The sequence below is a fragment of the Ruegeria arenilitoris genome (genome assembly GCF_013030265.1).
GTDB classification, from domain to species: Bacteria; Pseudomonadota; Alphaproteobacteria; order Rhodobacterales; family Rhodobacteraceae; genus Ruegeria; species Ruegeria arenilitoris_E.
In genome coordinates this window covers 79,430-91,385 of record NZ_WPZQ01000003.1, presented here as the reverse complement: position 1 = coordinate 91,385, position 11,956 = coordinate 79,430, and the positions used below count along the sequence as shown (strand labels likewise).

General features: G+C 55.1%; 12 protein-coding genes and 2 pseudogenes. 5 read left to right on the top strand and 9 right to left on the bottom strand.

Annotated elements, in window-relative coordinates:
* Positions 1-314: 314 nt before the first annotated feature.
* The 4 genes and pseudogenes from GOX61_RS05680 to GOX61_RS05665 form a co-directional block, all read right to left on the bottom strand.
* Positions 315-578 (bottom strand): DUF6525 family protein, encoded by a 264-nt coding sequence (locus GOX61_RS05680; protein WP_170331974.1) that lies wholly within the window; start codon positions 576-578, stop codon positions 315-317.
* 98 nt (positions 579-676) lie between these two features.
* Positions 677-850 (bottom strand): annotated as a pseudogene (locus tag GOX61_RS22405) (GTP-binding protein); the annotation flags it as partial.
* A 177-nt stretch (positions 851-1,027) separates the two neighbouring features.
* The gene (locus GOX61_RS05670; RefSeq protein WP_367646941.1) at positions 1,028-2,152 is read right to left on the bottom strand and encodes a CobW family GTP-binding protein; all 1,125 of its coding nucleotides are present in this window, start codon (positions 2,150-2,152) and stop codon (positions 1,028-1,030) included.
* Between the two features lie 227 nt (positions 2,153-2,379).
* The gene (locus GOX61_RS05665) at positions 2,380-3,525 is read right to left on the bottom strand and encodes a zinc ABC transporter substrate-binding protein (protein ID WP_170331971.1); all 1,146 of its coding nucleotides are present in this window, start codon (positions 3,523-3,525) and stop codon (positions 2,380-2,382) included.
* A gap of 41 nt (positions 3,526-3,566) precedes the next feature.
* Between GOX61_RS05665 and GOX61_RS05660 the strand changes: the two genes are divergently transcribed.
* The 5 genes and pseudogenes from GOX61_RS05660 to GOX61_RS05640 form a co-directional block, all read left to right on the top strand.
* Positions 3,567-4,094 carry a Fur family transcriptional regulator gene (locus GOX61_RS05660; RefSeq protein ID WP_254436767.1) on the top strand — a complete coding sequence of 176 codons (528 nt, stop codon included), beginning with the start codon at positions 3,567-3,569 and terminating at the stop codon, positions 4,092-4,094.
* Between the two features lie 2 nt (positions 4,095-4,096).
* Positions 4,097-4,837 (top strand): metal ABC transporter ATP-binding protein, encoded by a 741-nt coding sequence (locus GOX61_RS05655; RefSeq protein WP_155150340.1) that lies wholly within the window; start codon positions 4,097-4,099, stop codon positions 4,835-4,837.
* Complete coding sequence (locus GOX61_RS05650) at positions 4,837-5,634, top strand: iron chelate uptake ABC transporter family permease subunit (protein WP_170331969.1); 798 nt, start codon at positions 4,837-4,839, stop codon at positions 5,632-5,634. The genes GOX61_RS05655 and GOX61_RS05650 overlap by 1 nt, the downstream gene beginning before the upstream one ends.
* 1,044 nt (positions 5,635-6,678) lie before the next feature.
* Positions 6,679-7,152: a phosphoribosyl-AMP cyclohydrolase gene (gene hisI / locus GOX61_RS05645; protein WP_170331967.1), complete on the top strand. Its 474-nt coding sequence runs from the start codon at positions 6,679-6,681 to the stop codon at positions 7,150-7,152.
* 428 nt (positions 7,153-7,580) lie between these two features.
* Positions 7,581-7,736: pseudogene (locus GOX61_RS05640) on the top strand (2Fe-2S iron-sulfur cluster-binding protein); the annotation flags it as partial.
* Positions 7,737-7,799: 63 nt separating this feature from the next.
* Here GOX61_RS05640 and GOX61_RS05635 read toward each other — a convergent pair.
* Genes GOX61_RS05635 through nrdH form a run of 5 tightly spaced genes read right to left on the bottom strand, consistent with a single transcriptional unit; the run spans position 7,800 to position 11,921 of the window.
* A complete protein-coding gene (locus GOX61_RS05635; RefSeq protein ID WP_170331964.1) occupies positions 7,800-8,183 on the bottom strand; it encodes a nucleoside triphosphate pyrophosphohydrolase family protein in 384 nt (127 codons plus the stop codon).
* On the bottom strand, positions 8,183-9,154 hold the full coding sequence (gene nrdF / locus GOX61_RS05630) for a class 1b ribonucleoside-diphosphate reductase subunit beta (protein ID WP_170331963.1): 972 nt from the start codon (positions 9,152-9,154) through the stop codon (positions 8,183-8,185). Before nrdF ends, GOX61_RS05635 begins: the two co-directional genes overlap by 1 nt.
* 11 nt (positions 9,155-9,165) lie before the next feature.
* On the bottom strand, positions 9,166-11,289 hold the full coding sequence (nrdE, locus tag GOX61_RS05625) for a class 1b ribonucleoside-diphosphate reductase subunit alpha (RefSeq protein WP_170331961.1): 2,124 nt from the start codon (positions 11,287-11,289) through the stop codon (positions 9,166-9,168).
* Positions 11,271-11,684: a class Ib ribonucleoside-diphosphate reductase assembly flavoprotein NrdI gene (gene nrdI, locus GOX61_RS05620; protein ID WP_170332585.1), complete on the bottom strand. Its 414-nt coding sequence runs from the start codon at positions 11,682-11,684 to the stop codon at positions 11,271-11,273. The genes nrdE and nrdI overlap by 19 nt, the downstream gene beginning before the upstream one ends.
* 15 nt (positions 11,685-11,699) lie before the next feature.
* The gene (gene nrdH, locus GOX61_RS05615; RefSeq protein WP_170331959.1) at positions 11,700-11,921 is read right to left on the bottom strand and encodes a glutaredoxin-like protein NrdH; all 222 of its coding nucleotides are present in this window, start codon (positions 11,919-11,921) and stop codon (positions 11,700-11,702) included.
* Positions 11,922-11,956 lie beyond the last annotated feature (35 nt).

Here is an 11,956-nt window from a genome sequence, read left to right as displayed (position 1 = left end):
CTAGCGGGACGGAGCGAGGCGACATCAACAGTACGGCCAATGCCTGTTAAGGAAAAACTGGCTGGGGTTTTGAGAGATTTAGAAATGATTGGCGCCGAAGAGGGTAACCAAAACCGGAATAGATTTTATCAGGAAGCGCAACAAGGCTACTGTTTCTCACGTCCTCGCCAATGGCCGGCCTAGTCTCAATGAGGGCGCGATGACTTTGCTCATCAGGTGATATGTTGCAGCTTTGGGAGCTGAAACCTGCCATGTTCAGTTTGTTCGTGATCAAGTGACGAAAGACATACTGGTCTGGCCTTCGCCGCTCCAAGTTATCCATACACGCTGGCTGCAAATTGGTTGTCTTTTGCCAACTGTGCAGCTTCGAGACGCCTCAACTCTTCCAGAGCCCGGCTTTGATCCCCGGTCCGCGCAAGCGCAGTGTTGTAGGCGCGCAGTACTGAGCGCGGCCGCCAGGGCAAGGCCGCTTGCGAAACCCAGGCGCGCAAAATTGGCGGAAGACTGTCAAATTCGCGCATTGGGTTCTCGCTGCGCCGTCGTTTTCGGATTTTCGTCTGGCCAAGATTGCGGCTCATCAGTCGGCCTCGTTCAGGTTAAATGTCGGTTCGAGCGCGTCGATCCAACACTGGAAATTCGAAGACTGTCGGCGTCGCCATATTGTGGTCGCGCATTCGGGCCATCGGGTGTCAGGGACAGATGCTCCCCATGTTCCAATCGGCTGCACGCTCGATAAAGCGCCGGCGAGGGAAAACTTGGCGACCCACTCAGGCCGCATAGCAATCCAGAAATGCCCTTTCGCGCGGATCACACCAGGTAGATCGCCGCGTCGCAGAGCCAGAATGGTCTCGCTGTCGACTACGGAATGGTTTGTCACGCTGCGGTTACACAGGAAATCATGGCTGAAATAATCTTTGAGCAGGGTTACCGCTTTCACGACGGCGACGCGCTGTTTAGGGCGTGGTTTAGCAGGGTGGCTTTACCGACGGCAAGAAAGCCGGACAGGACGGTGACGGGAAGTCGGGTATCAGTCATGGCCTAGTAACACTTCTTCTTTTGTCCCGGTTTTGGGTTGATGCGCCCGCAGCATGTCGAGGCTGCGTTGCAATTCCGGGCGGGTCAGATCGCGCGCGATGACCACGATGCGAGAGCGGCGGTCGTCTCCGATCCAGTTCTTCAAAGGGACCGGCGGGTCGAAAATGTGTTGGACGCCGTGAAAGACAAACGGCACGTCGATACCCTCGAGAAACACGATCCCTTTGACACGCAGGATGTCTGGGCCCTTGAGGGCGATCAGCGTGTCCAGCCAGTAATCAAAGGCTGAATCCTTGATTGGCGTGTCCAGAACGATCGAAGCAGAACTGATCCGGGTATCGTGAGGTGTCGGTGCAAACGACACCGGCTTGGGTTTGGATAAACCCGAAAGGTTTGCGAGCGGGTCAATCTTTGGTTCAGGCGCCGATGTTGTCCATGCAATCGCATCTTCTTGACGCACACCCTTACGCAGGCCGCTCAATCCCCACAATTGCTTCGGGTCGAACTGCCCAGCGACCGGCCGTTCGATCCGGGCTGTAGGGTTCAATCCGTTCAGTCGCATGGACAAAGCATCTGTGACCTTGGCAGATATCAGATCTGTTTTGCTGAGCAGGATCAGATCGGCCATCGCGACCTGTGAGACGGCTTCGAACTGTGCATCCAAGGTTTTGGACCCGTTGGCCGCATCGACGACTGTTACCAATCCGTCCATGCGAGTTGTGCGTGCCAATTCGGGGTCGATCAAAAGTGTCTGCAGAATTGGGGCAGGGTCGGCAAGCCCGGTGGTTTCTATGATGATCCGCTCAAATCTAAGAAAGCCGTCGTCACGCCGTTCGATCAGATCCGCAATTGTCCCTGCCAAATCTCCTCGAATTGAACAGCACAGGCACCCGGATTGCATCAGGATGATCTCGTCCTCGACAGACTCGATCAGATCGTGATCCAGGCCGGCTTCACCAAACTCATTCACGATTACCGCGATTTTTCCGGAAGATGTCTCTGACAGCACTGCGTTCAGCAAGGTGGTTTTCCCAGCGCCAAGAAAACCAGTCAGAACGGTGACAGGTATCCGCCGGTCCTTGTTGGGTTCAGCACCATATGCTGCTTGCGAAATCACTGCTCTCTCCTTGTTTAACTACGTGATAACATCACAAAATGAAAGTTCAAGCGGAGCAAGACACTATCGTGGTTTTGGCGGGAATGTGTCGACAGAGAGTTAACTAATGCGATCTGTCCTAATGCATCAGGGGTAACACGATCACTTACAACACGTGCACCAATACTCTGTGTCGCCCCTGAAGTTGTTTAGCCCGACCAATGTTTAAGCACCGACCGGGCTGGAGGTTAAAGACATTCCGCCAGTGTTTTGGCCATGTTGCGGATAACTTGAGGATACAGCGCCGCTCCGGGTTCCAGATCAGATCCCAAAGGATCGATGACGCCGGTTTTGGCTTCGGTTCCATCCAGAACTGTTGCGACGATGCCCGGGTTGAACTGCGGTTCGGTCATGACGCAATCAATGCCTTCGTTTTTGATGCGCGCTTGAATCTCGGCAATACGAGCCGGGCTTGGGTCAGTTGCGTCACCGATCGAGATTGCACCCGAGGCCGGGAAGTCGAACGCATCTTCGAAGTACTGGTAAGCGTCATGGAAGACGATAAAGCTGCCGCCACGGACAGGTTCAAGCGTTTCGGCCACTTCGGCAGACAGCGCAGCCATTTCTTCACGCGCAGCTGCAGCGTTCGCAAAGTAGGTGCCTGCATTGTCGGGATCAGCTGACGAAAGCTGTGCTGCGATCAGGTTTAACCAGATTTCAGCGTTTGCCGGAGAAAGCCAGGCGTGGGGGTCGTGTTCGCCGTGTGCGTGTCCGTCATGGTCATCATGCCCTTCGTGGTCGGCATGCTCTTCATGATCATGGTTATCGCCTTCCGCATGATCTTTGTGATCATGGCCGTGACCTTCATCTTCGGCATGTTCCTCGTGATCGTGGTCATCATCTTCCCCATGCGCTTCGTGATCGTGCTCGCCCTCTTCTGCATGCTCGTCACCATGGTCGTGATCATCATGACCCTTGTCTTCGGCATGTTCATCATGCCCATGATCATCTTCTTCTCCGTGGTCATGGGCCTCAAACAATGCACCCTCACGGAAATCGAGAAGAACTGTGCCGTCGGACTCCAATAAAGTCGTGACGGTTGCGCCATCTGCAAGGGTGTCTATCGCACCCTCCATCCACGGCGTCAGGTCCTCACCAATCCAGAATACCAGATTGGCCTCTTGCAATGCCGAAGCTTCAGAAGGACGCAGGTTATACTCATGCGGAGATGCGCCGGGTGGTACAATAAGATCAGGTGTTCCAACCCCCTCCATAACCCGTGCTACCAGCGAATGGACTGGTGCGATATCGACCGCTACATTCGGAACATCCGCCATAGCCGTCCCACCCATGAGAGCAGCCGTGATCGATAGTGGGAGAAGCTTTCTGGACATCAGAACCTCTATGTGATTTTATAACGTTACGAGCGGCATACATGATATGGAATAACATGACAAGCGAAACGCACCCTGTTCCGGTCGACGAAACGGCCACGGTTGGATTCCAGAAACACGACCACGAGAGTTGTGTTGAGACCGCTTTGTCGACGGCGGAAGCGCGGTGCAAAGAAGAGGGTCTACGCCTAACCCCTGTTCGCCGGAAAGTTCTGGAGTTGCTGTTGCAGGAGCATCGGGCGCTTGGTGCCTATGCCATTCTTGATCGCCTGCGCGAGGAGGGGTTCGGATCTCAACCGCCGGTGGCTTATCGGGCGCTCGATTTCCTTGTGCAAAATGGGTTCGTTCACAAGATCGAACGGTTGAATGCGTTTGTCGCCTGCTCGCACCCTGGCGCTGCCCATTCGCCAGCCTTCATGATCTGCAGAAAATGCGATGCCGTGGCAGAGGCGCATTCCGCGCCGGCCAAAGGAGTTTTGGGCGCGGCTGCACGCGCGGCGGGTTTCGAGATTGAGCGAACGGTTGTAGAAGCCGAGGGAATCTGTCCGGACTGCACCAAAAAGGCGTAGAGATGACCCTTATCACCGTTGAAAATCTCGGCGTACGCTATGGTGCCAACAATGTTCTGCGCCATGTAGACATGCGCATCGAGCCCGGAGAGATTGTCACAATTGTAGGTCCAAACGGATCGGGCAAGACCAGCCTGTTGCGGGCCATCATCGGCGCGACCAAGCCATCTGCGGGGAAAGTGTCTCTGAGGCCGGGCCTGAAAATCGGCTATGTACCTCAAAAACTGCATATTGATCCGACTTTGCCGATATCTGTCGAACGGTTCATGCGTCTGACCGACCGGGTATCCAGAAAACAATGCGAGGATGCTCTTGAATCCGCAGGGGTGCCGCACCTTCTGAAACGCCAGATGTCGCAATTGTCTGGCGGGCAGTTCCAACGCGTATTGCTGGCCCGTGCTTTGATCAATCGGCCAGATGTTTTGCTTCTGGACGAAGCAACCCAGGGGCTGGACCAACCGGGATCAGCGGCATTTTACCGTCAGATTGAGGATGTGCGACGCGAAACCGGCTGTGCAATTCTGATGATCAGTCATGAGTTGCACGTGGTCATGAGTGCTTCGGACAGGGTGATTTGCCTGAATGGTCATGTATGCTGCGAAGGATCTCCGGCTGTTGTCGCGTCAGCCCCGGAATACCGAGCCCTGTTTGGAACAGGAACAGGTGGCGCGCTGGCCCTTTACCGTCATGATCATGACCACAATCACGACCACTGTGAAAACTCTCAGGAAGCAGCAGAATAATGCTTGATGATTTTATGACGCGCGCAACACTCGCGGGTGTTGGTGTTGCATTTGCAGCAGCTCCGCTTGGCTGCTTCGTCGTCTGGCGACGGATGGCCTATTTTGGAGATGCCACAGCACATGCTGCGATCCTCGGTGTTGCGCTGTCTCTGACGTTTCAGATGTCGGTCTTTACCGGGGCATTGGCGGTTGCGCTTGTCATGGCGCTGACGGTAACGCTGTTGGCTGGCCGGGGGTATGCGATGGACACATTGTTGGGGGTTTTGGCGCATTCCGCGCTTGCCTTCGGTCTTGTTGCTGTCTCGTTTCTGTCAGGTGTTCGTATTGACCTTATGGCGTATCTCTTTGGCGATATCCTTGCGGTATCTCGCTCGGATCTTATCGTGATTTGGGGTGGCGCCGCGCTGGTCGTGGCGCTGATCGCATGGCGGTGGTCCCAACTGTTGACAGCGACGCTGAATGAAGAACTGGCCTATGCCAGCGGCTTTGATCCCAAGCGCGAGCAGTTGATCCTGACCTTGGCCCTGGCAGTAACTGTTGCGGTAGCGATCAAAGTCGTGGGGGTCTTGCTGATTGCAGCAATGCTGATCATTCCCGCCGCAGCCGCACGCAATTTGGCACGTTCACCAGAAACGATGGCCTTGATTGCAGCGGCGATCGGCGCGTTTTCCGCCGTAGCAGGGCTGCGCGCAGCCTATGTTTTTGACACACCGGCCGGTCCTTCAATCGTCTGCGTGGCCGCAATTTTGTTTGCGTGTTTCAGCCTCGTCGGGTGGCAGGCCCAGCGCAGAGATTAGAAACCCCAATCTCGAATTAGAGAAAAACGAGATGACTGGCCTGGCAATTGACGCAGGGCGGATCAAGGCTGACCGTAAGGCGTGCAAGGCTGGACGTTACAAGCTTGCGAAGATCGGCTGAAAAGGCGTCCGTACCAACAGCTTCCGCCTGTTGGCCTGCTCTTCTGCAGCCCTAAGTTTTTCTGGAAATATGTTCAGGGCGTGTGTCCTCCATCTCCTCTGACCATCTTGGCTATGAAGAAAGTCATGTGCATGGATCCGGTAGCGGACACGAGGCTGTGCCTCTTGTGGGCCACACCTGCTATTTGGTTGATGGTCGGCTGCAGCACCCGCATGATGGCCATTGCGACGACCACGATCCGCTGGAAGTAGTTGTATAGAGTACGCTCAAAGCTTGCCCATTATTCGCCACCCACCTTCCACATCGATGAACATGAATTGGAAAGGTGCGGGAACAATCTGAACCTCGCCAGTGTTTCTGAATGTAACCGTGTAGTGCCCACCAGTAATTATGGTCCCGAGGGCGCGGTCCGCGTGATCGAGTGAACTGTCGACCCGGCAGGTCAAACCCAAGTTCGCCGGTAATATCTAACAATCCGCGCATCTATCACGGACGTTTCAAAAAACTCGTACTGCATAGTGGGCACATGGACTGCGTATTTTGGGATAGAGTGAAAACAAGGCTTCAATATCATTTGAGCAATATGTTTCGATCCAACCAAAGATCATTGTGGGCTTCGGATAAGCAATTGGCGGCCCCAGCGTATTAACCCGGATCGTCTATTTACGCGGCATCGTAACTTTTTGCAGCCTTGAGTGTCTTTTTCCCGGAGACGGAGTTTCCGTCTAGCTTGAACGACTGCGATGTGGCTGGTTACGATATTGTTCTGCAAGCGAACCAAAAGAGATGGACTTCCCGCCCCAAACTAAAATCGAAAAATGTGAGAGAGATAAGATTGTGAACGTCGTGTCGCTCTTACAGGTTGCGAAACAATACTGATCGTGATTGTTATGAAATAACATAATAAAAATAAGGATGTCCACGTGGACAAAATTTCATTCTCCCCCCGCCATTCGGTCGAGGAAGTAGAAGAGGGCACGGCGCTGTCGCCCAAATTCGGCGCTGATGGGCTTATGCCCTGTGTCACCACCGATGCCGAAAGCGGTGAAGTTTTGATGTTGGGCTGGATGAACGCTGATGCTCTGCGGCTGACTCTTGAAACAGGTGAGGCACATTACTTCAGCCGTGCTCGTCAGGTGCTTTGGCAAAAAGGCGCAACATCTGGGCTAATTCAGCGGGTCGTGGAAGCGCGCATTGATGACGATCAGGATGCCATCTGGCTCTGCGTGTCGGTCGCTGGATCTGGCGCATCTTGTCACGTGGGGTATCGGTCTTGTTTTTATCGGGCCATTCCGACAGAAGGCGATGCGGGAACATCGCTGGTTTTCACGGAAGATAGGAAGACATTTGACCCCACAGCGGTCTACGGCGATGCGCCAAATCCGACACAGCTATGAGCTTTGCAGGTCAGATCAAAGGAAGGGCGGCCACACTTTGGCATGTCCAACGTGTAAAGAAACTGGTTCGAGAATGGATCGAGGTTGGACCGCTTTCTCTGATTACCGTTGTTGAAGTGGAATGTGATGAGCCCAATTGTCCTGGACCCGCCACTCACGTCACCATTCTGAACCCTGTTGGAACCCGTTGGAGCTTTGTTGTTCACAAACCAGTTTGCGCAGTCAGAGTTGCAGACGTTAAGTCAATTCTGGCCGCTTTAAATCAAGTTTCGGGTAGTACGCATCAGTAACCTCAGCACGCAATCGCTAGTCAACTTCAAAGACAGATCCCGTGGGGAAAGTAGGAGACGATCGCTTTAAGCTAGGGCGAACCGTTGTGACTCTTAGCGGATGGCAAGAACCCAATTCGTGCTAGCTGGTTTTGGGTCTGTACCTTTGGTGTGCGTGGCACCTGCAAGGTTAAGAAGGCCGCTGGCGAGGTCCACATGGTCCACAACGGCGGAATCTCGGAAGACGATATCGAGGCGGGCTACATTCTTGCCTGTTGCTCGAACCCGATCGGCAAGGTCGAAGTCGAGGTTTAGGGCGGCGTCAGATTCGAAACCGCAGCATGGGTATGACCAGCTGCGGTTTCGACGCGTCTATTATCACCGCTTTAGAATGCGGGCCAGATCGGGCTGCCGGAAGTCCGGCCCTTTCAGAACCTTGCCGTCCTCGCGCAGAACTGGTCGGCCGTCAGCGCCGAGTTTTGACATGTTAGAGGCGTGGACCTCTTTCATCGCATCCTGCTTGTGGCTGTGCAGACCGAATTCCAGAAAAGTTCCGTCCAGTACGTATTGAATGTCACAAAGCGCATCCAAAACTTCGACCAAATCTCCGATTTCAACTGCTGCACGCAGTTCGGCCACTTCCTCTTCGAGGATCGCCAGCCGCATCTGCGCGCGCTCTTTGGGAATGGACGGAGCGTTAACGACAGGAACATCGAACGCCTCATGCCATTCCTTTACGATTGCAAGCGTGTCTTTCGGCATCAGAAGTCCCAATCCTCGTCTTCGGTGGCGACAGCCTTGCCGATGACATAAGACGAGCCAGAGCCCGAGAAGAAGTCGTGGTTTTCGCTGTCCGGGCTCAACGCCGCGAGGATCGCAGGGTTTACCTCGGACACTTCGGGCGGGAACAACGCCTCGAAGCCAAGGTTCTGCAGCGCCTTATTGGCGTTATAGTGCAGGAAGACCTTCACATCCTCGGTCAGACCGATCTCGTCATAAAGTTCCTCGGTATATTGGTTCTCGATTCCGTAAAGTTCGAACATCAGGCCAAAGGCATAGTCCTTCAACTCCTGCTGCTCGGCCTCGGACAGCTTCTCGTAGCCGCGCTGGAATTTGTAGCCGATGTAATAGCCGTGCACGGCCTCATCCCGGATGATCAGGCGGATCAGGTCGGCGGTGTTGGTCAGCTTGGCGCGGCTGGACCAATACATCGGCAGGTAGAAGCCGGAATAGAAGAGAAAGCTTTCCAGAAACACCGACGCAATCTTGCGTTTCAGCGGGTCGTTGCCCGGCGCATATGTGTTCAGGATCGCCTCGGCCTTGGCCTGTAGATGCGGGTTTTCTTCGGACCAGCGGAAGGCCTCATCGATTTCCTTGGTAGAACACAGTGTCGAGAAGATCGAAGAATAGCTGCGCGCGTGCACGGCCTCCATAAAGGCAATGTTGGTCAGCACGGCCTCTTCATGCGGAGTGACGGCATCTGGCATCAGTGCAGGTGCCCCGACGGTATTCTGAATCGTGTCCAGCAGGGTCAGGCCGGTGAAGACGCGGATTGTCAGCTGTTTTTCATGGTCCGTCAGCGTGGCCCAGCTTTGGATGTCGTTGGACAGCGGCACCTTCTCGGGCAGCCAGAAGTTGACCGTCAGACGGTTCCAGACCTCAAGGTCCTTGTCGTCTTCCAGCCGGTTCCAGTTAATCGCGCGGGGGATCTTGGTTTGGATCATATCTTTCATATCGTTTCCCCTTACAGCGAGCAGGATACGCAGCCCTGCACCTCGGTCCCTTCAAGGGCCTCCTGGCGCAGACGCACGTAATAGATGGTTTTGATGCCCTTCTTCCACGCATAGATTTGCGCGCGGTTGATATCGCGGGTCGTGGCCTCGGCCGGAAAGAACAGGGTCAACGACAGACCCTGATCGACGTGTTCGGTGGCTGCGGCATAGGTGTCGATCAACGCCTCGGGGCCGATCTCATAGGCATCACGATAGTATTCGAGGTTGTCATTGCTCATGAAAGCCGCCGGATAGTAGACGCGGCCGATCTTACCCTCTTTTCGAATTTCGATCTTCGAGACGATCGGGTGGATCGAAGAGGTTGAGTTGTTGATATAGCTGATCGACCCTGTCGGCGGCACCGCCTGAAGGTTGCGATTGTAGAGGCCATGTTTCATGACGTCCGCCTTCAGCGCCGCCCAATCATCGCGCGTCGGCAGGGTCATGCCATCGAACAAGGCTTTGACCTTTTCGCTTTCGGGCAACCAGTCGCGGGTGGTGTATTTGTCGAAGAAGGTTCCGGACGCATAGTCGGAGTCTTCGAATCCCTTGAAAGACACTTTCCTTTCCTTTGCCAGATCGCAGGATGTGCGAATGGCGTGATAGGCTACGGTTGCGAAGTAGACCGAGGTGAACTCGACACCCTCAGCCGAGCCATAGTGGATATGTTCGCGCGCCAAAAACCCGTGCAGGTTCATCTGCCCCAGCCCAATCGCGTGGCTTTCGTCATTGCCTCGACGCACCGAGGGCACCGAGTCGATTGCTGACATCTCGGACACGGCGGTCAGCGCCCGGATCGCAGCACCGACGGTGCGGCCAAGATCGCCGCCATCCATCGTCTTGGCGATGTTCAGCGAGCCGAGGTTGCAGGAAATATCCGTGCCTAGATGCGCATAGCTGAGGTCATCGTTGAATTCGGACGCTTCATTGACCTGCAAAATCTCGGAACACAGGTTCGACATGTTGATCCGTCCCGCGATGGGGTTCATCCGGTTCACCGTGTCTTCGAACATCACATAAGGATAGCCGGATTCGAACTGGATCTCGGCAATGGTCTGGAAGAACTCCCGCGCGTTGACCTTGGATTTGCGGATGCGCTTGTCGTCGACCATTTCGTGATACTTCTCGGTGACCGAGATTTCCGAAAGCGGCACGCCATAGACCCTTTCCACGTCGTGGGGTGAGAACAGGTACATATCGGCGTTTTTCTTGGCCAGCTCAAAGGTGATATCGGGGATGACCACGCCAAGGCTGAGGGTTTTGATGCGGATTTTCTCATCCGCGTTCTCGCGCTTGGTGTCGAGGAACCGCATGATGTCCGGGTGATGGGCGTTCAGATAAACCGCACCAGCGCCTTGCCGCGCGCCAAGCTGGTTGGCATAGGAAAAGCTGTCTTCCAACAGTTTCATCACCGGGATCACGCCCGAGGATTGGTTCTCGATGCCTTTGATCGGTGCGCCGTGTTCGCGGATGTTGGACAGCAGCAGCGCCACACCTCCGCCGCGTTTGCTGAGCTGCAGAGCCGAGTTGATGCCGCGCCCGATGCTCTCCATGTTGTCTTCCAGCCGCAGCAGGAAACACGAAATCAACTCACCACGGGATGCTTTGCCTGCGTTCAGGAAAGTCGGTGTAGCGGGTTGGAAGCGGCCTTCGAGGATCTCTTCCATGAAGGACATGGCCAGCGCCTCATCGCCGCGCGCCAGCGCCAGAGCAGTCATGACGACGCGGTCTTCATAGCGCTCAAGATAGCGCTGCCCATCTCGGGTTTTCAGCGTGTACGAAGTGTAATATTTGAACGCGCCCAGAAAGGTCGGGAAACGGAACTTCTTGGCATAGGCCGCATCCCAGATCTTGCGCATGAAGTTCTTGGAATACTGGTCCAGAACGGCCTCTTCGTAATAGCCTTCGGACACCAGATACCCCAGCTTTTCATCCAGCGAATGAAAGAACACGGTGTTCTGGTTCACATGCTGCAGGAAATACTGTCGCGCGGCCATACGGTCGGCATCGAAACGGATCTTCCCCTCACCATCGTACAGGTTCAGCATCGCGTTCAGCGCGTGATAATCCTGCTCGTTTACGCTGCTGTCGAGCATAGGTGTCTCCCTAATTTCTCAAGCCCGGCGCGAACGCGGGCGATGTCAGTGTCAGTACCGGCCAGTTCAAACGAATAGAGCAGAGGTACGTTGCATTTCTGAGCGATGATGCGACCGGCCAGGGCATAGGTCGCACCGAAATTGCGGTTGCCGGCCCCGATCACCCCTATGATCCCGGAACGGATGGCTGGGTCATTCAAAAAGCGGATCACCTGTTTCGGAACCGCCCCGCGTCCTTCGCCATCAGCGTAGGTCGGGCAGATCAGAACATAGGGACTTTTAGGGTCTGGCAGCGGGTCCATCCCGGTCGGAATGCGGAAAGAGGTCAGGCCCAACCGCGAGATGAAGCGGTGGGTGTTTCCGGATTTCGATGAGAAATAGACCAGCGCCGGGATCGGCGCGGTCATAGATCAGGCCAGTTGGGCGATCATATCGGGGCGGAAGCCGGACCAGTGATCACTGCCTGCAACAACGACGGGGGCCTGTCGATAGCCAAGTTCAGCCACGTGGGTCATGGCGCTGTCGTCCTGCGTCAGGTCCACGACATCATAAATGATGCCTTTTGCATCCAGCGCTCGGGTGGTCGCGGCGCATTGTACGCAGGCGGGTTTGGAATATACGGTAATGCTCATTTGTCCTCTGTCCTTTTAATCAAAGCCGAGGACGC

Bases quoted from the DNA above. Each gene is read 5' to 3' on its own strand.
- GOX61_RS05660 (WP_254436767.1), top strand. From the start codon at position 3,567: ATGATATGGAATAACATGACAAGCGAAACGCACCCTGTTCCGGTCGAC.
- GOX61_RS05680 (WP_170331974.1), bottom strand. From the start codon at position 578: ATGAGCCGCAATCTTGGCCAGACGAAAATCCGAAAACGACGGCGCAGC.
- GOX61_RS05655 (WP_155150340.1), top strand. From the start codon at position 4,097: ATGACCCTTATCACCGTTGAAAATCTCGGCGTACGCTATGGTGCCAAC.
- GOX61_RS05665 (WP_170331971.1), bottom strand. From the start codon at position 3,525: ATGTCCAGAAAGCTTCTCCCACTATCGATCACGGCTGCTCTCATGGGT.
- nrdH (WP_170331959.1), bottom strand. From the start codon at position 11,921: ATGAGCATTACCGTATATTCCAAACCCGCCTGCGTACAATGCGCCGCG.
- GOX61_RS05650 (WP_170331969.1), top strand. From the start codon at position 4,837: ATGCTTGATGATTTTATGACGCGCGCAACACTCGCGGGTGTTGGTGTT.
- nrdE (WP_170331961.1), bottom strand. From the start codon at position 11,289: ATGCTCGACAGCAGCGTAAACGAGCAGGATTATCACGCGCTGAACGCG.
- GOX61_RS05635 (WP_170331964.1), bottom strand. From the start codon at position 8,183: ATGCCGAAAGACACGCTTGCAATCGTAAAGGAATGGCATGAGGCGTTC.
- nrdF (WP_170331963.1), bottom strand. From the start codon at position 9,154: ATGAAAGATATGATCCAAACCAAGATCCCCCGCGCGATTAACTGGAAC.